The following is a 21032-nucleotide window of genomic DNA, read 5'->3' as shown; positions in this document are numbered from 1 at the left end:
AAATATCTATATTATTATATATAGATATTTCGAAGGAGTTCAATATGGAAACATCAAAGCGGGAAATGAAAGTTCTCATTACGGGAAAGAGCGAGAACCCTACGAAGATCAATCTGCGCGCTGGGAAATTCGAGCTTGCAATAGATGAGCCGAAATCCTTGGGCGGGACTGATCAGGGTCCATCCCCGGTACAAGTGCTGCTTATGGCTCTTGCCGGGTGCCTCAATGTCACCGGCCACGAAGTTGCCAGGCAGAAAGGTCTCACTCTTCACGGCATGAAGGTGAGAATCGAAGGCGTCATGAATCCATGCACATTCCTCGGTTGCTCTTTCGAAGAGCGAGCGGGCTTTCAAAAGATTATGGTGAATATCACGCCCGACTTCGAAGACGCTACCGACGCCCAGATCGAAGAATGGATGAAGGAAACCGAAAACCGCTGCCCGGTTACCGACAATATCCGCGCCGATACCGATATCGAAGTAAAGGTTGCAAAAGAATAGACCATCGATTGGGTCTTCTGCAAATAAAAAAGCCGCTGGCTGGAACCGGCGGCGCATGTTCCTGCGGAGATGCTTACAGAATATGCTCCAAAAACTTCCGCGTGCGCTCTTCGCGCGGCGACGTAAAAAACGTTTCGGGCGGGGCTTCTTCGACAATCTGACCAGCATCCATGAAAATGATGCGGTTCGCGGCGGCCCGTGCAAAGCCCATTTCGTGGGAGACGACGAGCATGGTCATGCCTTCGCGCGCGAGCTCGGTCATGACATCGAGGACTTCCTTGATCATCTCGGGGTCGAGAGCGCTGGTCGGCTCGTCGAAGAGCATGACCTTCGGGTTCATGGCGAGGGCGCGAGCGATGGCGACGCGCTGCTGCTGGCCGCCGGAAAGCTGTTCGGGCCAGGCTTTTTCTTTATCGGAGAGACCGACTTTTGCAAGGAGGCTGCGTGCCTGGTCGATTGCTTCGTCCTTGGTTTTTTTAAGCACAGTGATAGGCGCAAGGGTGATATTGTCGATCACGGTCAGGTGCGGAAAAAGATTGAAGCTCTGGAAGACCATGCCGACTTCTTCGCGGATATGGCGGATATCGGCATTCGGGTCGGTGACGCTCTCGCCATCAATGAAAATTTCGCCGGAATCGAGGCGCTCCAGGCGGTTGACTGAGCGTAGAAGCGTACTCTTGCCCGAGCCCGAAGGTCCAATGACGAGGACCACTTCGCCTTTTTTCACGGTAAGGCTGACTCCACAGAGCGCCTTCACAGAGCCGAAGCTTTTTACAGCGTTGTTTATTTCAATGTACTTTTCCACGATGCCTCAGCCTTTCTTCCATCATTCCCACAAGACGCGAGAAAAAGAGCGTCATCACAAGGTAAATGAGCGCAATTATTGTATAACTCTCGAAATACCTGAATGAAGTCGATGCATATTCCCGCCCTCGGCGCAGTAGATCCGAGACTGCAAGGATTGAGACCAGAGATGAGTCCTTGAGGAGCGCGATGAACTCATTCCCGATAGGCGGCAGGATAATCCTGATAGTCTGGGGAATAATGATTTTGCGCATCGCCATGGAGCGGGACATGCCAAGCGCAAGGGCGGCTTCCATCTGCCCCTTTGGGATTGCCTGCATACCGGCGCGGAAAATCTCGGCCATGTACGCTCCGTAGCAGATCGACATGGCAAGAATGGCGGCAGGGGGCCCTTTCAGCCTGAGGAGTGGGCCAAGCGCGTAATAGATGTAGAACAGCTGCACAAGCAGAGGAATGCCGCGAATCACTTCAACATACACCGTGGCAATACGGTTGATAAACAGCTTTTGCGAAATGCGCCCGAGGCCCGCGAACAGCCCGATCAACAGCGCGAAGAAAATCGAAATGAGGGTGACGGAGAACGTCGCGACAAGCCCGTCCGGGACGAATGAAAGGATGCGCAGGTAGGGGTCGGGGCTGAACAGCGGGAGGATAACGAGCAACGCCACTGCTCCGAAAAACGATATATTCCATGCCGACAAAAGGCTCCCCTCATCCTTGAGCGGGATGAGGGTGCCGTCGGTGACATTGATAGTTGTCTGGTTGGGATTTTTCGAGTCCCGTCCGGAGAGAGGAGAGCCCTTCATCATCCTATTGCAGCCACTTCTTTACGAGTTCGTCGAGTTTTCCGGATGATTTGACCTTAGCAAGACCATCATTGAAGAGCTTCTGCGTCTTGGTATCGCCTTTCTTGAAGGCAAAGGCGAGCCATTCATCAGTGAAGGGCTTGCCGACGATCATGAGTTTCTCTTTATAGGAAGCATTCTGGAGCGCGAAATTGGCTGCAATGGGCGAATCAGCAACGACGCCGTCGATATTTCCATTTGCGAGATCTTCGAACGCAAGACCGACTTCATCGTAGGTCTTGAGCTCGACTCCCTGCACTTTGCCGACTTCGATGGCGCCTGTGGTACCAATCTGAGCGCCGACTTTCTTGCCGATCATGTCAGCAAGAGTAGTAACGCCAGTGGTATTTTTGCGCACGACAAGAACCTGGCCAGCGTTCACATAGGGCTCGGAGAAGTCCATCGTGGCCTTGCGCTCGTCGGTAACCGTAACCGAGGACGCGATGGCTTGATAATTGCCCGCGGCGAGACCTGCGAAAATGCCGTCCCATGCGGTGTTCTTGATTTCGACTTCAAAGCCCGCAGCTTTTGCTACTTCATTCACGAGGTCGATATCGAATCCAACGATGTTCTTGTTTTCGTCGACATACTCCATGGGCGGCCACGTAGCATCGGTTGCGACCGTGATCTTAGTGGTTTTTTTTGCACAAGATGAAAGACTTGTAACGCCAAGCGCAACGATTGCAATCAGAATGACCGAAGCGAAAACAGGCCATGATTTCTTCATATGCATGCTCCTTTTGCCCAAACAGCCGTAGGCTGAATGGTTTTATAGTGAGGATATGGCGATTTGCATATAGTGTCAAGAATGCAGCATAAATATTGAAACCGCGAGTGCACGAAGCAGCGCACGCGCAAAGCCGCGCATGCCCAAAAACTCTATGGTCCCGCGTACTTCTCTATGGCTTTGTATCAGGTGGCGCAGAAAAGCTGCTGCTGCGAATGCCAAGCTTTTTCATTTTGCTTTGCAAGGTTGTCGGCTTCATGCCTAAAAGGGATGCAGCGCCATTTGAACCATAGATTTTTCCCCCTGATTTTTTGAGCGCAGCAATGATGTGGGCTCGCAAGGCATCATCAAGAGGTGGGAAATACATTGAAGACGGCTCAGAAATAGCTGTTGAAGCTGAGGTGGCAGCGCTATCGGCCTGGTATGCTCCTTGAGCTTGGCGGGCCTGGTAAGCATTGGTTGCTGGCACAAGATGTTCAGCAAAAATACTACCTCCCCGAGCCAGGATGGCCGCACGTTCTATAGCATTTCGGAGCTCACGGACATTCCCACGCCATTCGGTTGCCAGAATCCGCTCTATCGCAGAAGGAGAAAGAGCCAGAGACTCAAAGCCAGGCCGTCGACGGATCTGTGATACGAAATACTCTGCTAGCAATGCGGCATCTTCGTCGCGCTCGCGCAGCGGCGGCAAATGGATGGGAAATACATGAAGCCGATACCATAGGTCCTCGCGGAATTTTCCGGCGGCAATCGCTGACTCGAGATCGATATTTGTCGCAGCGATGATTCTCACATCCACCGCGACTGAATGCTCGCCTCCCACACGCTCGAATTTACCGTCCTGAAGAACGCGGAGCAGTTTTGGCTGCAATTCGAGAGGAAGGTCGCCGATTTCGTCAAGAAAGAGTGTTCCTCCATCGGCCAGCTCGAATCGCCCACGGCGCATTGCGACTGCGCCGGAGAAGGCACCTTTCTCGTGCCCGAAAAGCTCGCTCTCCGCCAGGCTCGAAACCAGTGCCGAGCAGTTTACTGCGATAAAAGGGCCAGAAGCACGATGCGACAGCTGATGAATTTTGCGCGCTACCTGTTCTTTCCCCGTTCCTGTTTCTCCGGTCAGCAAGACAGGCACATCGGCGACTGCCACAAGCCGAACTGCATCAAGAACGCGCCGCCAGACAGCCGAAACGCCAACCAGATCCCTGAATGCATCCGCTGATTCGTCCAGAAGACGATTGCGCTCTTCGGTAAGCTCCCGCGTCTTTTCCATGAGCGAACGAGAAGCATCCGATTGCACCATCGACACAGAAATAAGCTTGGAGATTGTCGAAATAAAGCGCACAATAGAAGGACTGAATCGATTGCATGCCCGATGATCCAGCGTCAAAAGCCCAATCAGCGTGGATTCGATATAGAGGGGCGCTACCAGACAGGAGTGTCCATTAGGCAGATCGAGAATATCGTAGTAGGTATCAATATGTGCTTCGTGCTCACCAAAGAGCTTTGGTTCCTTATGTTCGAGCAGGCGAGCGATGTCCTGGCGCCGGGTGAGCGAGATTGAATACCCTTCGAGGCGCGGCGTATAGAGTGGTCCGACAGCCTTGCGCACCACAAGTCGATCCGGCGCTTCGAGCCTCATTACCACAGCAAGCTCATATTCAACAAGCTCCCGAAGAGCCTCGAGCACAATCTCCATCGTGCGTTCGGGGCTGAGCAGCTCGAGTGGCTGGGCATCCGGACGCCGTTGCAACGAAATATCGTTATTAAACGACATATAGTCAATATACACCGAAATATCGTTATCGTCAATCCGAAAAATCAATTTTCAGTGGTTTTTTGAAAGGCGCGCGTGCTTGTATTCTTTTTATAATCCATTATAAAACATGAAATAAATAGAATTATTGCCATTTTCTCATTAATACTGAAATTTTGGCACAATATTTGCTATATATCCAATGGTTGCTTGTGACACATGTAAGCCCAAGCGCTTCGCTGAACAAGTTGCTGCATTATTGGCAGAGACGATGTTCAGCAGCGCTGGACCGGCATCGAGCCGGCCCTATCTCATCTATCAAGGAGATTCAAAATGGAACAGCAAAACTTCCACATGCCATTGCTCGGAGACGATTTCCCGACCCTTACCCTGCAGACGACACAGGGCGTCATGAACCTGCCTGGCGACCTCAAGGGGCGCTGGTTCGTTCTATTCAGCCACCCGGCAGACTTTACGCCCGTCTGCACAACCGAATTCGTCGGCTTCCAGCGCCTCATGCCCGAATTCGAAAAACTCGGCGTCAAGCTTATTGGCATGTCGGTCGACCAGGTGTTCAGCCACATCAAATGGATCGAGTGGATCAAGGAAAAGCTCGGAGTAGAAATCACTTTCCCCATCGCCGCGGCGAATGACAGCATTGCCAACGCACTCGGCATGTTGCACCCCGGCAAAGGCACCAACACCGTTCGCGCGGTATTCGTTGTCGATCCACAGAGCAAAGTACGCCTTGTCATCTACTATCCACAGGAAATCGGACGCAATATGGAAGAAGTCCTGCGTGCGGTAAAAGCACTCCAGGTCGCCGACAAAAATAATGTAGCAGTCCCTGCTAACTGGCCCAATAACGAACTCATCAAGGATCGCGTGATTATCTCTCCGGCTAAAACCGTTACTGAAGCCGCTACCCGCCTCAAGGAGTACGACGGATACGACTGGTGGTTCTGCCACAAAGCGCTGTGATTTTTAAGGGCGCCCCTGCACCGCAACGGGCGCCCTTTGCTATTCATTCAATTTTCGCTATATTTCATCCTTGTGAAACCTGTTCAGTCATATAACGAAATAACGCAACTCATCCAGCAAAACGAGGCAGTGCTGTTCTATTGCTCCGCTCCTTCATGCGGTGTGTGCAAAAGCCTCAAGCCCAAGGTGATCGAGCTGGTTCAGTCGCATTTCCCGAACCTGCCCATGTACTATGTCGATATCGATGCAATCCCCGAAGCCCGCGGCCAGCTCTCGGTCTACTCCGTGCCCGCGGTCCTTGTCTATTTCAAAGGCAAGGAGCTGATCCGGGAGGCGCGGAATTTTGGCATCATGGAATTGGGTGCGAAAATTGACCGATATTACAGTATGATTTTCGAGAGCGCAGTGTAATTTTGCGTTTTAAGGAAAGAATACGATACTCTATGACACTTCATGCGCAAGGCGCTGTGCCGCTTTCAGCATGCCATTCAATATGGGCTCCGCTACTGATTCGGGGAACCTCTCGGGCAGCGTGGAAGAAATCTCGGAAAGAGCGCCGGGAACACGCGAGAGAAGCGAAAGAATGAGCTCCTCTGCATCTCTTTCATAATCGCAGCGTCTTGCCGTTTCTCGAATGTGGCTGAGTCGTATTTTGTCCCATTCATAGTGCCGATTCTTGCCGACAAATGCCATGGCCATTTTGAGGTGTTCCGGTGGAATGCGATTTTTGCCGTGTCCGATAACAGGATATGCAGACATAATATCGTACATCGGAGTCAAGTGGAAACGTCCCTGTCGTTCTATGAAAACGCTGTAATTTTTTGCATGACCATCCGGGGCGGCAAGAAGCCAGTTTACTATTTGTGCTTTGAAGAAAGCTTCGCGATCGCGCTGTGGATTCTGAGATCCAAGAAGGAATTTCATAATGCTGACAATGCCTGGCCCTCCATCAGCTTCATATTTCTGGCTGGAGGAGTATCCATTGGCCTGACAGAAATCTTCTTGAGGGATTCGCAGTACCCATTGGCCGTCATGCGCGAATCTTCGATCAAATCGTTCCACGACGAGGACCTTGGCATCACCAAACCTGGCAATATCGCATTTTGCTGTAGCAAGGCCAAGCGAAGAAACAATCCGGGAACAGAGCCATTCGTTCTCGATTGATGTACTCATATCTATGCCGGCAGCGCCGATGCGCCCTAGCGGCAGTTTGAGGATATGTGTTGTCGGTGTCGAACCAAGAGGGACCTTCCATTGCCCCCCATGAAACAGCATTGCAGTCTTTTCCTGGGCTCCTGCTATAGATATTCGAAAAGCATCATCAAATGCCTGGAACATTGGTCCGTTAGATGTAATTCGATTGAGGATTGATTCGATTTCAGATTCATTGACTTCACGGGCTTCAAGGACTTCCGATGTTCCAGGAACTTCGAATTCGGGAAGAATTTGGAGAGCGCCGACGCAATCTCGTCCAATTTCAGCCAAAAGGTCAAAACTTGACAAGGAAGCAGCACCAAAACGAGCTCGGATTCTCTGCCTGATCTCGGTACTGTCCGGTAAGAGGTTTTCAAAATACGACTCTACAATTTTCCCCGAATAAACAAAATCAGCAGGAGCGAGTGGCAAAGAAAGAGAAACAGGACGGGCTTCCGGCGAATCAAGCCACGATGCGTCATATTGGAATTCATGCTTGCCCTGTCTGTTTATGCTCCATCTGCCTACATATAGCCCATTCATCCAGATACAAAGAGAACGATTTTTCGATAAACGTGGCATAATCACCATCCTTCCTGAGCTTGCATTGAAGTACTTTCAGGCTCAGATGAAGCCTTGGGAGACAGTGATAGCTCGAGATTCAATGCAGATAAGAGTCTGAACAGGCTGTCGACGGAACAAGATTCGGGGCGATTTTCAAGAGCTGATATTGTCTTAGGGAGAAGGCCTACCAGAGCGCCCGCCTGCGCCTGCGTCAGGCCGAGCGTCTTCCGTGCGATTTTGAGGGCCATGGCAAGCTGATGCGTAGTGGTGACGAGATACGTCATACGCTGCTCCTGCATCGAATCACATGTTTGTATCCCTTATAGGGCATAAAGAATGATAATACCTCATAGGGTATTTGTCAAATATATACCTTATAGGGTTCAGCTGGCGGCTTTCATTTCAATAATGAAAGCCGCCCCGCCCAATTCGGAATCTGTCACAGCAATATTTCCGCCGTGCGCTTTTACTATTTCCCTCGCAATGGCGAGGCCAAGCCCCCGGCCTCCCCTATCTGGAGAACGGGACTTGTCTATCCTGTAAAAGCGCTCGAAAATGCGCTCTCGTTCCTCAGCCGGGATTCCAGGCCCTGAATCTTCAACGTAGATGCGGGTAACAGCCCGCTTTTCGTCATTTTTGGTGCGCAGGCGCACTCTTCCGCCCGAGGGAGTGTACTTTATCGAGTTCGAGATGAGGTTATAGATAACCTCGCTCAAGCGCAGATAATCCGCTTTTATAAGGGGCGGCGCGTCGGGGGGATCAACTGATAGGGCAATATCCTTCTCCTTGGCTGATGAAGCAAAAAGAGCTTCGGCTTTGTGAAGGATATCCATGACATTTATTGTTTCCAGCGAAAGGACAAGTTTGCCGGATTCGATGATCTCCAGCTCCCGCAGCATGTCAATGAGACGAGAAAGCCTCACAGTCTCTTCATGAACTGACTTGAGCGTCGGAATGTCGATCGGGAAGACTCCGTCAATCATTCCCTCGATGGTTCCTTGAATAAGGGTAACAGGTGTTCTGAGCTCGTGTGCTGAATCTGCAATAATTTGTTTTCTTGCATTTTCCAGTCGTTTCAGTTCTTCGATCATCCGATTGAATGACTTTGCAAGATCCGCTATCTCGTCATTGCCCTCCGCATTTACAACAATGGACAAGTCCCCCTCGGCAACGTGATGGACAGCACCGGTAAGAGATACAATGGGCTTCGTCACCTGGGCGGAAAAAATGAGGCCGAGAAATAGGGCAAGGCCTGCTGAAATCAATACGCCCCAAATGAGAGACGTGACTATCGAGCTCAAAAAACGCTCATTGATTCCTGTAATGGATGAATCGATCATTGACCCGACAAGTACAGTCCCGACATGCTCTGAGTTCGCAAAAATCGGGATTCCATATTTGAGATGCGAGGCAGGATGAACTGTGTGCAGTATTTTGGCGGCAGTATCCGCGACAATGACTCCATTTTTGTCAGCTACCGCGATCCGGTCCGAGAGAAGCGCGCTGATGGTTTTCTCGGGGTACCCGGAAATACGGAGTGTGCCCTGCCCGCCATGAATGCGCCTGTCGATTCCCGAGAAGGCAATTTGCGGTATTTCTGATAAAAAAGACTGAAGGTCCTGCCATCCTTTGTTCTCTGCATAGTAATCTGCAAGAATCGTCGCATAGATTTTGGCTTTTTCGGAATCGCCCGAAAAAATGAATGAACGAAAGAGATTTTCGGTCGTATGCTGGATAAAAATCAGAGAGCTCCCTGCGACAACGCAGATTACCAGCAGGAAGTACATCGACAAGCGAACCCTGAGTTTCATTCTGGCTGCTCCATGAATTTGTATCCAGCACCTCTCACCGTAGCTATGAATTTAGGGTTATCGCTGTCATCGCCCAGAGCTTTTCTTATATTTTTTATATGAGCATCGACAGTTCTCTCGTATCCTTCGTATGCGGAACCAATGCATGCTTCAAGAATTTCCATTCGGCTGTAGACTCTCCCTGGTTCGCGCATGAGGAAGCTGAGAATGTCGATCTGTATGGTCGTGAGATCCTTGGTTTCTCCGGAAACTCGAACCAGCCTCTTTTTCAAGTCAATTTCTATAGGCCCGTGTCGAAGCAGTTCTGTCTGGCTGGTATCCTTGCCGGATTGCATGGTTCGCCTAAGAATGGCCCGGACGCGGGCTACCAGTTCTCTCGGGCTGAAAGGTTTGGAAATATAATCATCGGCACCCAATTCCAGCCCGACAATTCTGTCAAGTTCATCAGCTCGGGCTGTGAGGAATATGATCGGAACTGATGATGTTTTCCTTACTTCGCGAGCGACATCGAGCCCGTTTGGTCCCGGCATATTGATGTCAAGGATGATGCAATCAGGAAGGTGTTCCCTGAAAGCGTGAAGAGCCTGCAATCCATCATACGCGAGGATTGGCTGGAATCCGGAAGCCTCAAGGTAAGTTGCCACCATTTTTGCAATTTTCTCTTCATCATCGGCGACAAGAATCTTTGCCGACACAATGAACCTCCACAAGCAAGGACGGGTATATAACCGAAATATAATGGTAGAACCAATTTTCCGCAAACGACAGCGGGCATGCCTCGCATCTGCGAAAACATGCCCGAATCTTGATTTTCTTGCGCGAAAAGCCGATCGCCAGGATCAGTGCCTGCCGTAAATTGCGCTTACACGATAGCCTGCTTCTGTAACAGCATGCTTTAGCGCAATGTCGTTGAGGTCCTCGCCTTCAACCATTGCGCTTTTTTTGATCAGATCGACTTCCGCTTTCGCTACTCCGGGTACTTCTTCGAGCGCGGACTTTACATGCATGACACAATGTCCGCAGCTCATTCCTTCGATTGTAAGCAGTTTTTTCATACTACTACCTCCATACTATCATTCAAACGGTTTGAACCGTTTCAGTCGCAACGAATTTGTCAACACCGATACCGAGCTGAGGGACATCGCAGCAGCGGCGATGATAGGATTAAGGAGAGGGCCGCCGAATGCATAGAGCACTCCTGCTGCAACCGGGATTCCAAGGACATTGTAGCCAAAGGCCCAGAACAGGTTTTGCTTGATATTCCGGATGACATTTTTGGAAAGCTTGATCGCAGTCGGCACATCCATAAGATCGCTGCGCATAAGGACAATATCCGCGCTCTCCATTGCCACATCGGTGCCCGAGCCGATTGCAATACCGATATCTGCCTGCGCAAGTGCAGGGGCATCGTTAATGCCATCGCCTACCATGGCAACCTTTCTCCCTTCCGCTTGAAGTTTCTTGACCTCGAGGGCCTTATCCTGAGGCAGAACTTCCGCCAAAACGCGATCGATGCCAACCTGAGCGGCTATTGCCGCTGCCGTTTTCTTAGAGTCGCCGGTTATCATGGCAACCTGAATGCCCATGCTGTGGAGAGCTGCAATAGCGTGGGCACTCGATTCCTTTACGACATCTGCAACTGCTATAAGGCCGGCATATGTTCCATCCAAAGCTATGAACATCGGGGTTCGGCCCTGAGCTGAGAGATGGTCGGCTGCGCTGGTTCCCTCACCTAGTTCAATATTGTTCGCAGCCATCAGTTTGGCGTTTCCGAGAAGCACATGTTTGTACAAAACAGTCGCTTCTATTCCTTGACCTGGAACAGCGTTAAAATCGCTCGCCTCATAGAGAGCAATACCTTTTTCTTCAGCCGCGTGGACAATAGCTTCTCCAAGAGGATGTTCAGATCCTTTTTCAGCTGAGGCTGCAAAACCAAGGATTTCGTCTTCGCTGAAGCCTTTGACCGGCAAAATGTCAGTGACCTCCGGTTTGCCCTTTGTAATTGTTCCGGTTTTGTCGAAAATGATTGTGTCTATTTTGTGTGCCGTTTCGAGGGCGATACCGGATTTGATCAGAACGCTATGCTCTGCACCCTTGCCCGTGCCGACCATGATTGCAGTGGGCGTCGCAAGGCCAAGAGCACAGGGGCACGCAATGGTGAGCACTGCAACGAAGACGGTAAGGGCGAAAACCAGTGTGTGGCCAAGCAAAAGCCAGACAACAGCGGCGATTACTGCTATGGCAAAGACAACAGGGACAAAATAGCCGGAAACAATATCAGCCATCTTGGCAATGGGCGCTTTAGAGCTCTGCGCATCTTCGACGAGTTTGATAATGTGCGAAAGGACAGTATCCGCACCGACCTTGGTTGCACGGAACGTAATCGATCCGTTTTTGTTGATGCTTGCGCCAATGACCTTGTCACCAACTTCTTTTTCGACAGGCATGCTCTCGCCTGTGAGCATGGATTCGTCAATGGCTGTGCGGCCGGTCACTATGACGCCATCGACAGGTATCTTTTCACCAGGCCTGACTCGAATAATGTCGCCTACTTCAACCTCATCGATTGGAATTTCAACTTCGATGCCGTTCCTGATGATGGTCGCTGTCTTTGGCTGAAGCCCCATGAGCTTTTTGATCGATTCCGAGGTTCTTCCTTTCGTGACGGCTTCAAGAGATTTCCCGAGCAGGATGAGGGTGATGATGACGCCGGCTGTTTCGAAATAAAGATTTTCGACAGCTTTGAAATTGCCGTTGGCGATATTCAATACTGAGAAGAGGCTGTAGAGAATCGCCGCCGAAGTTCCCATTGCAATGAGAGAATCCATATTGGGACTGCGATGCACTATTGCTTTGAAGCCGACGCTGTAGAAACGATGTCCCGCTGCGATGACAGGAATCACCAGAGCGATTTCTATCAGCGCATACCGCAGGGGATAATTCATAGGATCGATCACTGCAGGCAAAGGCCAGCCCAGCATTGCACCCATCGAGATATAGAGAAGGGGAGCGGAAAATAGAGCGGAAACGATGAATTTGGTCCACAGTATCCGAATTTCGCGTTCCTTGGCGGCCTGATGTTCATCTATAGCAGCATGGCTCTGTGTGTGCTTTTTTTCAGCGGCGAGTTCGACTGCTTCATACCCTGCTTTTGCTACTGCCGCCTTGATTTCGTCTATGCCCAGTTTTCCGTCATCGAATTTGATAAAAAGCTTTTCGGTTGCAAAATTGACAGCCGCTTCCTCTACGCCGGGGAGCTTTTTCACCGCGCGCTCCGAAGCCTGAGCGCATGCAGCGCATGTCATGCCGTTTATTTGCATTTGTGCTACTTTGATCATGCGTATTCCTCTTTGATGGTCTTATCGTCTTTGACGGGAATTATACCTATGTCCTGTGAATGCAATGTGAAAGTTCAGTGGTTTTATTATGCATTCATGGCTGGTTGACAGGAGGTTGCGCCGTGCAGCATCCGCTCAAACCCGATATGCCTCCGCTTCCTTGCTGTAAGCCATTTGCGAGCAAGTCGGAAGGCGTCAATCCTTTGCTCCCCGGGAGAGAATTCGCCTGGGCAAGATCCTTTACCACTGTAATGCGGCTGGATACCATCCCCATCCAGCACGTGTACACAATTACACCCTCTTTTTCCGGCGTGAATTCAATAAGGTTGTCCCCTGGCTCAAGCGTTTTCCTGATTCCGTAGGAAGGAATGGTAATTGGATTATTGCAACCATTCAGTCCATCTGCAGTCACCCTGATTGTCCATTTGACTGGAATTCCCGCCTGAACCGCAAAAGGCAGGTAATACCCGCTGGAGCCAAAATCAGTGAGCACAGTCTGCACGCCGCCCTGGAGGTTTGCTTTGATGAATCCTCCATTGGTTCCATTTTCCGACTGCCTGACAGTTTGCGCCTCAGGCAAGCCATTGGAGAGCTGCACCAGCCCAGACCCGAACGGAGGGAACCCCGACAATGCAATTCCAGCGAGAGATGCTGCCCGGCTGAAGGTGATCAGCCCCAAAAATATCACTAGAACGGCACTTGCCTTGACCATTACGGGGACAAACTTTTTCGGAATGAAAGCCGCTGCGAGGCTGAAAACAAGCATGAGTGGCACTGTACCGATTGAAAATATGAACATGGATAGGGCGCCGGCTAAAATACTGCCTGTGCCAAGGGCATACAGCTGCATGGTCTGGAGCGGCCCGCACGGCATGAGACCGTTAAGGAGCCCAACTGCAAAGGGTCCGCGGTTCCTCAGTGCGGATGAGAAGCGGTTAGCAACGTTCTGGATGGGAGCTGGTATCACGCGGGGAATTCGCGGCAGAGCGGACAGAATGCCGAGCATCTTGAGTCCGAAAAAGATCATGAAGAAACCGGCCGCAGCGGCAATAATTCCTTTTGCGACAGGAGAAAAGCTGAATACTGATCCGAGTGCGCCTACCGCGCCGCCCACGATGGTGTAGGAGACGACGCGCCCTGAATTATAAAGAAGGCCCGGAATAAGATTTTTATATTTTTCATCTGCAAGCAGAACGCGGGAAGTGTCTCCTCGCATTTGGCAACCATCCAGCTGTGCTACGCTCTGCGACAAGGCAATGCCGCCACACATGGCAACACAATGAACAGAAGTCAAAATGCCGACTATGAAGAGCATACCATAGCCGAGTGAGGAGTCAATTGCAGGAATAGCATTGAACAGCCCTGATGCGTTCGCGATTATATATAGTGATACGAGAATAAAACCGATTCCTATAGCGATCATCGTAGGTGCGTTCTTGTTCTTCCCGACTGTATACCCTGCATTTTCGATAGCGGCCTTTATTGCTTCGCTTGTCGTTTTTTCGTCATCATACTCGATGTCAACACGGCCGCCCTTGAGCGTTACTCTCACTGCGATCACGCCATCGATGGCTTTCACGGCCCTCGCTATCCGCGTCTCGCAGGCGGAACAGATCATGTCAGTCACAAACAACACCGCTCTTTTCATGCCCATCGATTTCACCTCATTCTGTTTGAATCAATGGCATATGCTAGCAGAAAAATATGAACACTCAGTGAATTGATGGTGCATTTGCTATGTTTTCAACGGGAGTAGTGGCTCTTGAGTTTATTATTTCGCCTTAGAAGGATTGTGCCGATCGATATGAGATAGGCGAGGTATGCTGCAGTTTCGGTGAGCGAGGGATCACCGTTGTAACCGAAGAGACCTTTCAGAAATCCGCCAATCGCACCCTTTTCGTGCAACGCAGGATACGCTTCCCCGTTGCTGGGCGGGTTGAGATTCCAGATCTGTTCGACAAAAGGGGGAACAATACCGGCCTCGTTCAGTTCGTGAACACTCTGGCCAACCAGGCCGGCCGCAAAAAGCAGGAGAAGAATGTTTGTCACAGCGAAAAAGTTCTTGAGAGGCATTCGAGCCCCTGAACGGAAAAATGCCACTCCAAGTGCAATGGCAAGGACAATTCCAGCAGCTGCACCCAGGAATCCTGCAAGGCCGGAACTTCTCAGCGTGGAACTGATGAACAAAACAGTCTCGATTCCTTCCCTGAGAACTGAGACAAATGCAAGAAGCGCGATGCCCCAAAAGCTGCCAGCGCTCGCAGTTGCCATAACCCTTGATTCCATAGCTGCTTTCATGTCTTTCTTGTTTAGCCACAGAATCAAGGTTGTAAGAAGAATTGCGCCGGCGAGCATAACGATTCCTTCAAAGATCTGTTCTGCCCTTCCTTCAAATCCACCGAGAATCGCGATGAAAAGGTACGCAGCAATGGCGCTCGCAGCTGCGCCAACAGCGGCCCCGACCCATACCGCTGGCTTGAGATGTTTCAGATCCGCCTTTGCGAGAAAGGCAAGCGTTATACCAATTACAAGAGCGGCTTCCAGTGTTTCTCGAAATGTTATCAAAAGGGCTGCACCCATATAGAACCTCCAGAATATTTTTCGTGGTCTAGCATATAAAGGCAGAATTTGACTGGTCAATGCAGGCAAGCCGTCTTCAGGCTGAAATCACAAAAAGTGCATATACGATTCATCAGGTTTTCACAGCACGATGAAAACATATATGGAACGGCCCATACTATGGATGTATTCTGTTATGCGGCAGGATCATTAGCAGGAGGCTTTTATGAAATACGCGTGTCTCATGAAATGTGAGGGAAACAAGACCTATGACAAGCCGGGCAAGTGCCCGGTGTGCGGCATGAAGCTTGTTCCAGTCGAAGAGGCAAGCAGCCAAGGTAATGACCATCATCATGACAGCCACGGGCATGAGCATCACGATCATACCAACAAGCACGGTGGCGACTCTGATGATCAAAGTCACCATGACCATAGTCATCACAATGCAAGGAACCTCTGCATCTGCGGGACGGAAAACTGCGACGGCCGCTGTGTGACGAATTGCCAGTGCACCTTCCAGGAAAGAAATCTCGCCATGCCTGTACCGCTGGCCGTTTCCGGAAAAGCCGAGGCCTACATCTGCGCGATGCGATGCGAAGGAGACAAGACCTATCCGAAGCCCGGGGACTGCCCTGTCTGCGGGATGCATCTTGTCAAGGTCGTAGCCTTCGGTGCGCCGAGCGGCGAAGAGGAAGACGAGGAAATGGCCGCTTTTAAGGCCATGAGGGGCAAATTTATTCTATCGGCGCTATTTGCCCTTCCTGTGCTCTTCCTTTCGATAGGCGAACTGATTCCCGGGCTCGGCGAATTTATCGGAAGCTTATTCTCCCGCAAAACGAATCTCCTCATCCAGCTGGTACTCTCCTTGCCCGTGGTGTTCTGGTCTGCATCTTTCATCTACGCAAAAGGAATAAAGAGCGTCATTTCCAAAAATCTCAATATGTTCACGCTCATCGCTTTAGGTACCGGCGCGGCCTGGCTTTTCAGCGTCGTCAGCACCCTGGCCCCGGGAATTTTTCCGGACTCGCTCAAGACCGCAGACGGTTTTGTGCCCGTCTACTTCGAGGCTACTGTCATTATCCTCGCACTCACGATTCTTGGGCAGATGCTTGAACTGCTCGCGCACGCGAAGACAAATAGCGCGATCAAGGAACTTTTGAACCTCGTTCCTGCGGAAGCCCTCGTGATCAGGAATGGCAAGGAGATGAAGATTCCCCTTGCCGAGGTAGTGGTAGGCGATTTGATCCGCGTGAAACCCGGCGAAAAAATCCCCGTTGACGGTTCCCTTCGCGAAGGCAGTGGCGTCGTTGACGAATCGATGATCACGGGCGAGCCTGTACCCGTCGAAAAAGGTCAGGGCGATAAGGTTACCGGAGGAACGATCAACACCAACGGCAGCTTCATTATGGTTGCTGAAAAAGTCGGCGGTGACACGCTCCTCGCGCGCATCGTCGCGATGGTCAACGAAGCTTCACGCTCAAAGGCTCCCATCCAGAGACTGGCAGACACCGTCGCGGCCTATTTCGTCCAGGTGGTCATATTGATTTCCTTGGCGACCCTCTTTATTTGGGGTTTCGCATTCTCGAAATGGGATCATGGAATCGTCAACGCCATCGCGGTGCTCATCATTGCCTGCCCCTGCGCGCTCGGACTCGCAACACCTGTATCCATCATGGTGGGCACGGGAAAAGGCGCAAAATCAGGTATCCTCATAAAGAACGCTAAAGCAATCGAACAGATGCGGAAAGTCGATACGGTGCTGGTGGACAAAACGGGCACCCTTACCATGGGCAAGCCAGCCGTCACCGTCGTAAAAGGCTATAGCGATTTTTCAGAAGATGAAGTGCTGCGTCTCGCGGCTTCAGTAGACAGGAACAGCGAGCATCCCCTCGCCGCCGCAATAGTTTCCGCTGCTGACAAGAAGGGCTTAGCTCTCTCGCCGACCACGGATTTTACCTCGGTCACCGGAAAGGGCGCAAAGGCCCTCGTGGATGGGCGGATCGCTGCAGTGGGAAATGCAAAACTGGTGCGGGAAATGTTAGGCGAGCCGGCAACTGAAAGCAATGACGACTACGAACGCAATCTGCAAGCCGAAGGCCATACGGTCATGTACGTGATCGAAGGAGACCGTATTGCAGGTATCATTGGTGTTTCCGATCCGATCAAAGAATCCACTCCCAATGCGGTAAAACGCCTGAAGCATCTCGGAGTACACATCGTAATGCTGACAGGCGACAACAAAACGACAGCTGGCGCGGTGGCAAAATCGCTCGGACTGGACGATTTCGTGGCTGAATGCCTGCCCGAGGACAAATTCGAGACAGTCAAGAAAATGCAGGCCAAGGGCGCATTCGTGGCCATGGCCGGAGACGGCATAAACGACGCTCCAGCGCTTGCACAGGCGGACGTAGGCATCGCGATGGGCACAGGAACCGATGTGGCCATGGAAAGCGCCGACATCACCCTCGTAAAGGGAGACCTCACAGGCATCGCGCGCGCCAAAGCCTTAAGCGTCGCCGTCATGCGAAACATCAAGGAAAACCTGTTTTTCGCTTTTGCTTATAATGTTCTAGGACTTCCCATCGCAGCGCTCGGGCTTTTAAACCCGATTATCGCCGGTCTGGCGATGGCTTTGAGTTCTGTTTCTGTTTTGAGCAATGCGTTGAGGATCAAGGGAGTAAAGCTGGACTAAGTACCGCTTGCCCCAGGCCCTTTGGAGAACAGGCCAAGGGGCGTCCGGCCGCCTGCGAATTGCACGCTGCTGGACGCCCCTTTTCAATCGAACTTCATTGTATCGAAGATTTCTGCGAACCTGCTTTCAACATTCGCGAAAACATCCACCAGGTCGGGGTCGAACTGCGTCCCCCGACCTTCGCGGATGATGCGTACCGCGTCTTCATGGCTGTAGGCTTTTTTGTATGGTCTAGTCGACCGGAGCGCGTCGTATACATCGGCAAGGGATACGACTCGTGCAGCTAAAGGGATCGATTCGCCAGCCAGTCCATCGGGATAGCCTGAACCGTCCCAACGCTCATGGTGATGCCTTGCAATGGATTCAGCAACTGTCAGCGAGGAGGGGAATGGAAGCTTATTCGCAGCTTTGGCGAGAAGGTCGCCACCGAGGACGGTATGTTGTCTCATGGATTCCAATTCACCCGGCTCCAATTTTCCTTTTTTTAACAGAATGGAATCTGCGATACCCACTTTTCCGATATCGTGGAGCGGAGCGCTGGTAATGATGTCTTTGATGTAATCCTTATCCAAGGTTTTCCGGAATTTTGCAGATCGGCGCAGACCATTCAACAACACCTCTGTATAGGCTTGAGTCCGTTCAAGATGACCGCCCGTCTCCTGGTCTCGAAGACCGGATAGAGAAGACATGGCGAATACGATGACATCGAAGGTCTTCCTGAGCCGATCCGCCGCTTTTTTCTGCTCTTGATTGGCTTTCAGGAATATTCCGAACAGCAAGGCATACAAGAGAACACCTACTGACATGACCGTCGCGGCAACAGTTAGCTGAACAAACTGTATGTCTTTGCGAAGCTCCGTGTCGTCTTCCAATAGGCCGACTATTCCTTCTACCGCTCCCTCGTGGGTCAGTATCGGAATCAGGATGACCAACCCTTCATTTGGCGCCGGGACAATTCCAAGCTTCCCCTTCAATGCTCCATTCATCGCGTTTTTCCCAGCGGTTCGGGAGAGAGGGCCGACTCCTGAGAGCGGGCCCGTTTCGGGAGCCATGACAGATGCCCCACTGGCGGTCCAGATAGCCGTGCTGCGCACATGCGGAAATCGACTCAAAATTGCGATAAAAGCCTCAGAAGAGTTTTTTTCACCTCGCACAGTGGAAGATAATTCCGCGTATAAACTGGCATGCAGACGGATATAGTGATTTTCGAGTACCGATACAAGGATTACGCCTGTCACTATAGTAGTGACAGCCACGGCAGCCGCAATGAGAAGCGAATAACGTACAAGAATATTGCCTTTGACAGTATTCCTGATGTGTATCCTGTCCTTCATCAGGCCCTAAAGTATAGCAGAAAATGGGCCGCCGCGGATAGGGAAATGGGGCTTACTCAGTATAGCCGGCTTGCATGATGAAGAGGGGGGCTTCGTCCTTTCCGAGCCTTAATGCGGACGCGGCTCCCGCCGGAGAGAGGGTGTACTGGACTACTGTAGCCAGTTTATAGGTGTTCGCTACAAGGGCCATGTTCTGCGCGGCAAAACCTGCAGTGGCATTGGCCATTTGCTGGAAGATACCAGGATTGCCTTTAAGGAAGGAAGGCATCAACGCGTTATCGACCGTGAAAAGGAACATAATAGCAGCATCGGGTACGGACGCCTTTGAAACAGTGGCGCGCAAATCCCCCTTCGCGATGAAGTCCAGCTTGTAGGTGTCCGGAATATACTTCCAGGCCCCCTTCTCCGTGAGCACGTAGACATTGATGTAGGCGTTATCTCCGGAGAAAGATATGTTCCTTCCGGCTTTGGTCGCGCTGGAGACCGCATCCGCAGCTCTCATGCCCAAACCGGACCACAGGATCGTCGACAGTTCAGAAGCCGGTACCTCCCGTTTCACGAAGGCTTTCGAAACCCTTCTGTCCTTGATAGCCTGAAGCAGATCGACCCCGCTCTTAACCGCGGGGCGGGGCAGTTCGATGTCCTGAGCGAAAGCCCCAAAGACCGTCACTGCAAGCAATAATGAAACAAGAAAACCTTTCATACTCTATCCTCCGATATAATTATATTTTTTTGCGGAAATTTCCGCAAAAATAATTCGCTTGGTAATGCAGATGTCCGCCGTGCAACCTAAAATTTTCTTTTTGCGGTCGTGCCCATATTGCTGGCGGAAACATCAATTCCCCTGAAGGCCGAGCTTCATGCCATGATTGTACTCGACAAATATGAATGGAATATGAAAATCGCGCGGAAATTGAATGCATTTTGGATTGGCGCCTTTTTTGCGGCATGGGGCCCCTGCAGAATCCTTAAAGAACACCTTCCCCCTTTTCTCCAAACAACATATACTTTGCTATATACTCATATCGCGTGCGATTCGAGGTGATGGCATGAAAATCAAGCAGATCAACGTCGTCCTGGAAAACACTGCGGGGCAGCTCTTCGAGCTTGCAAAGCTGCTGCACAAGGGCGATATCGACATCCGGAGCCTGTTTGTGACGGAAAGCCGGGAATTCAGCACGGTTCATCTCATTGTCGACAAGTTTGACACAGCGAAGCGCCTTCTCAAGGAGCATGGATATTTTATCAACGAAGTCGAAGTTTTTGCGCTCAAGGCTGAGGACAGGCCCGGTGGCTTCATGAAGATCCTCGAGGTGCTCAAAGCCAATGGCCTCAACATCGAGTATGTCTACGGTTTCGGCGAGAAGAGTGACAACCACGCGGTGTTCATTTTCCGAATTACTGAAATCGACAAAGCCATAGAGCTGCTCAAGAGCGGCGCGGTGGGGTATCTGACCGCGGACAATGTGGCGGGCAAGCGGCAGGGGTCGAGCTGGGAACTGATCGACGATTTTTGAGCATGCGCTGTTTTATTATAATTTGTCTGCAGGGGGGTATACCCCTGCAGATCGTCTGTGCCATCAATGCGAGTGCAAGGAATTTTCAAATTCAGATTTAATGATATCCGATTTTATTTTCTGGTATTCTTCTTCTGTAATTTCTCCCCTGGCATAGCGCTTTCGAAGTGCTTCTAAGGCTGATTTCCAGGCTGGTGGTTCTTCACGCCGTTCCTGAAAATACCGAAACAAAAATACTCCGCCAAGTATTGGGATGGCCATCATGGATAATCCCATTATGATTCCTCCCCATCCAAACGTCCCAAAAATTCCTGGACCGTAGCCCCATATCATCATAGTTAGCTCCTTTGCTTCATGGAATATAATGGAATATATATAGAAATTTGCTGAAGGAGGCGCAGTTCACGAAATATTCA

Annotated in this window: 20 protein-coding genes; 5 read left to right on the top strand and 15 right to left on the bottom strand. The window is 51.0% G+C overall.

Annotated elements, in window-relative coordinates; all coding sequences use genetic code 11:
• The first annotated feature begins 44 nt into the window (after window positions 1-44).
• Window positions 45-500, top strand: coding sequence for an OsmC family protein (locus tag GAP13_RS02955; RefSeq protein ID WP_158906032.1), 456 nt, complete (start codon window positions 45-47; stop codon window positions 498-500).
• 73 nt (window positions 501-573) lie between these two features.
• Here GAP13_RS02955 and GAP13_RS02950 read toward each other — a convergent pair whose 3' ends face one another.
• The 4 genes from GAP13_RS02950 to GAP13_RS02935 form a co-directional block, all read right to left on the bottom strand.
• On the bottom strand, window positions 574-1308 hold the full coding sequence (locus GAP13_RS02950; RefSeq protein WP_371709451.1) for an amino acid ABC transporter ATP-binding protein: 735 nt from the start codon (window positions 1306-1308) through the stop codon (window positions 574-576).
• The gene (locus GAP13_RS02945; protein WP_158906028.1) at window positions 1289-2113 is read right to left on the bottom strand and encodes an amino acid ABC transporter permease; all 825 of its coding nucleotides are present in this window, start codon (window positions 2111-2113) and stop codon (window positions 1289-1291) included. Before GAP13_RS02945 ends, GAP13_RS02950 begins: the two co-directional genes overlap by 20 nt.
• 1 nt (window position 2114) lies before the next feature.
• A complete protein-coding gene (locus tag GAP13_RS02940; RefSeq protein ID WP_158906026.1) occupies window positions 2115-2876 on the bottom strand; it encodes a basic amino acid ABC transporter substrate-binding protein in 762 nt (253 codons plus the stop codon).
• Between the two features lie 172 nt (window positions 2877-3048).
• Window positions 3049-4647 (bottom strand): sigma-54-dependent Fis family transcriptional regulator, encoded by a 1599-nt coding sequence (locus GAP13_RS02935; protein ID WP_158906024.1) that lies wholly within the window; start codon window positions 4645-4647, stop codon window positions 3049-3051.
• 312 nt (window positions 4648-4959) lie between these two features.
• On the opposite strand from GAP13_RS02935, the gene GAP13_RS02930 reads away from it, so the two are divergent.
• Window positions 4960-5607, top strand: a complete 648-nt coding sequence (locus tag GAP13_RS02930) for a peroxiredoxin (RefSeq protein WP_158906022.1) — start codon at window positions 4960-4962, stop codon at window positions 5605-5607.
• 72 nt (window positions 5608-5679) lie between these two features.
• Window positions 5680-6018, top strand: a complete 339-nt coding sequence (locus tag GAP13_RS02925) for a thioredoxin family protein (RefSeq protein WP_158906020.1) — start codon at window positions 5680-5682, stop codon at window positions 6016-6018.
• Window positions 6019-6048: 30 nt separating this feature from the next.
• Here GAP13_RS02925 and GAP13_RS02920 read toward each other — a convergent pair whose 3' ends face one another.
• From GAP13_RS02920 to GAP13_RS02885, 8 genes are all read right to left on the bottom strand, one after another.
• The gene (locus GAP13_RS02920) at window positions 6049-7383 is read right to left on the bottom strand and encodes a type II toxin-antitoxin system HipA family toxin (protein WP_158906018.1); all 1335 of its coding nucleotides are present in this window, start codon (window positions 7381-7383) and stop codon (window positions 6049-6051) included.
• A 2-nt stretch (window positions 7384-7385) separates the two neighbouring features.
• A complete protein-coding gene (locus tag GAP13_RS02915) occupies window positions 7386-7649 on the bottom strand; it encodes a helix-turn-helix domain-containing protein (protein WP_158906016.1) in 264 nt (87 codons plus the stop codon).
• 99 nt (window positions 7650-7748) lie between these two features.
• Entirely contained in the window at window positions 7749-9176 is a 1428-nt protein-coding gene (locus GAP13_RS02910) for a sensor histidine kinase (RefSeq protein WP_158906014.1), read from the bottom strand.
• Window positions 9173-9871 (bottom strand): response regulator transcription factor, encoded by a 699-nt coding sequence (locus GAP13_RS02905; RefSeq protein WP_158906012.1) that lies wholly within the window; start codon window positions 9869-9871, stop codon window positions 9173-9175. Before GAP13_RS02905 ends, GAP13_RS02910 begins: the two co-directional genes overlap by 4 nt.
• A gap of 144 nt (window positions 9872-10015) precedes the next feature.
• On the bottom strand, window positions 10016-10231 hold the full coding sequence (locus GAP13_RS02900; RefSeq protein WP_158906010.1) for a heavy-metal-associated domain-containing protein: 216 nt from the start codon (window positions 10229-10231) through the stop codon (window positions 10016-10018).
• 18 nt (window positions 10232-10249) lie between these two features.
• A complete protein-coding gene (locus tag GAP13_RS02895) occupies window positions 10250-12514 on the bottom strand; it encodes a heavy metal translocating P-type ATPase (protein ID WP_158906008.1) in 2265 nt (754 codons plus the stop codon).
• 94 nt (window positions 12515-12608) lie between these two features.
• Complete coding sequence (locus tag GAP13_RS02890) at window positions 12609-14168, bottom strand: urease accessory protein UreH domain-containing protein (RefSeq protein WP_158906006.1); 1560 nt, start codon at window positions 14166-14168, stop codon at window positions 12609-12611.
• An 89-nt stretch (window positions 14169-14257) separates the two neighbouring features.
• A complete protein-coding gene (locus GAP13_RS02885; protein WP_158906004.1) occupies window positions 14258-15094 on the bottom strand; it encodes an FTR1 family iron permease in 837 nt (278 codons plus the stop codon).
• 205 nt (window positions 15095-15299) lie between these two features.
• Between GAP13_RS02885 and GAP13_RS02880 the strand changes: the two genes are divergently transcribed.
• A complete protein-coding gene (locus tag GAP13_RS02880) occupies window positions 15300-17765 on the top strand; it encodes a copper-transporting P-type ATPase (protein WP_158906002.1) in 2466 nt (821 codons plus the stop codon).
• A gap of 83 nt (window positions 17766-17848) precedes the next feature.
• Here GAP13_RS02880 and GAP13_RS02875 read toward each other — a convergent pair whose 3' ends face one another.
• Together GAP13_RS02875 and GAP13_RS02870 are read right to left on the bottom strand one after the other, a co-directional pair.
• Window positions 17849-19099: an HD-GYP domain-containing protein gene (locus GAP13_RS02875; RefSeq protein ID WP_158906000.1), complete on the bottom strand. Its 1251-nt coding sequence runs from the start codon at window positions 19097-19099 to the stop codon at window positions 17849-17851.
• A gap of 52 nt (window positions 19100-19151) precedes the next feature.
• Window positions 19152-19802 carry a nitroreductase family protein gene (locus GAP13_RS02870; RefSeq protein ID WP_158905998.1) on the bottom strand — a complete coding sequence of 217 codons (651 nt, stop codon included), beginning with the start codon at window positions 19800-19802 and terminating at the stop codon, window positions 19152-19154.
• Window positions 19803-20148: 346 nt separating this feature from the next.
• On the opposite strand from GAP13_RS02870, the gene GAP13_RS02865 reads away from it, so the two are divergent.
• Window positions 20149-20616: an ACT domain-containing protein gene (locus GAP13_RS02865; RefSeq protein WP_158905996.1), complete on the top strand. Its 468-nt coding sequence runs from the start codon at window positions 20149-20151 to the stop codon at window positions 20614-20616.
• Window positions 20617-20679: 63 nt separating this feature from the next.
• Here the strand turns inward: GAP13_RS02865 and GAP13_RS02860 are convergent, their stop codons facing one another.
• A complete protein-coding gene (locus GAP13_RS02860; RefSeq protein WP_158905994.1) occupies window positions 20680-20952 on the bottom strand; it encodes an SHOCT domain-containing protein in 273 nt (90 codons plus the stop codon).
• Window positions 20953-21032 lie beyond the last annotated feature (80 nt).

It is taken from the genome of Rectinema subterraneum (genome assembly GCA_009768935.1).
In the GTDB taxonomy this organism is placed as follows: domain Bacteria; phylum Spirochaetota; class Spirochaetia; order Treponematales; family Rectinemataceae; genus Rectinema; species Rectinema subterraneum.
This window is presented reverse-complemented; position numbering and strand designations above follow the sequence as displayed.

Excerpts from the sequence above, each read along its gene's own strand:
- GAP13_RS02955 (WP_158906032.1), top strand. The coding sequence starts at position 45 with ATGGAAACATCAAAGCGGGAAATGAAAGTTCTCATTACGGGAAAGAGC.
- GAP13_RS02900 (WP_158906010.1), bottom strand. The coding sequence starts at position 10,231 with ATGAAAAAACTGCTTACAATCGAAGGAATGAGCTGCGGACATTGTGTC.
- GAP13_RS02920 (WP_158906018.1), bottom strand. The coding sequence starts at position 7,383 with ATGCCACGTTTATCGAAAAATCGTTCTCTTTGTATCTGGATGAATGGG.
- GAP13_RS02885 (WP_158906004.1), bottom strand. The coding sequence starts at position 15,094 with ATGGGTGCAGCCCTTTTGATAACATTTCGAGAAACACTGGAAGCCGCT.
- GAP13_RS02875 (WP_158906000.1), bottom strand. The coding sequence starts at position 19,099 with ATGAAGGACAGGATACACATCAGGAATACTGTCAAAGGCAATATTCTT.
- GAP13_RS02915 (WP_158906016.1), bottom strand. The coding sequence starts at position 7,649 with ATGACGTATCTCGTCACCACTACGCATCAGCTTGCCATGGCCCTCAAA.
- GAP13_RS02870 (WP_158905998.1), bottom strand. The coding sequence starts at position 19,802 with ATGAAAGGTTTTCTTGTTTCATTATTGCTTGCAGTGACGGTCTTTGGG.
- GAP13_RS02930 (WP_158906022.1), top strand. The coding sequence starts at position 4,960 with ATGGAACAGCAAAACTTCCACATGCCATTGCTCGGAGACGATTTCCCG.
- GAP13_RS02895 (WP_158906008.1), bottom strand. The coding sequence starts at position 12,514 with ATGATCAAAGTAGCACAAATGCAAATAAACGGCATGACATGCGCTGCA.
- GAP13_RS02860 (WP_158905994.1), bottom strand. The coding sequence starts at position 20,952 with ATGATGATATGGGGCTACGGTCCAGGAATTTTTGGGACGTTTGGATGG.
- GAP13_RS02940 (WP_158906026.1), bottom strand. The coding sequence starts at position 2,876 with ATGAAGAAATCATGGCCTGTTTTCGCTTCGGTCATTCTGATTGCAATC.
- GAP13_RS02945 (WP_158906028.1), bottom strand. The coding sequence starts at position 2,113 with ATGATGAAGGGCTCTCCTCTCTCCGGACGGGACTCGAAAAATCCCAAC.
- GAP13_RS02880 (WP_158906002.1), top strand. The coding sequence starts at position 15,300 with ATGAAATACGCGTGTCTCATGAAATGTGAGGGAAACAAGACCTATGAC.
- GAP13_RS02865 (WP_158905996.1), top strand. The coding sequence starts at position 20,149 with ATGAAAATCAAGCAGATCAACGTCGTCCTGGAAAACACTGCGGGGCAG.
- GAP13_RS02890 (WP_158906006.1), bottom strand. The coding sequence starts at position 14,168 with ATGGGCATGAAAAGAGCGGTGTTGTTTGTGACTGACATGATCTGTTCC.
- GAP13_RS02910 (WP_158906014.1), bottom strand. The coding sequence starts at position 9,176 with ATGAAACTCAGGGTTCGCTTGTCGATGTACTTCCTGCTGGTAATCTGC.
- GAP13_RS02935 (WP_158906024.1), bottom strand. The coding sequence starts at position 4,647 with ATGTCGTTTAATAACGATATTTCGTTGCAACGGCGTCCGGATGCCCAG.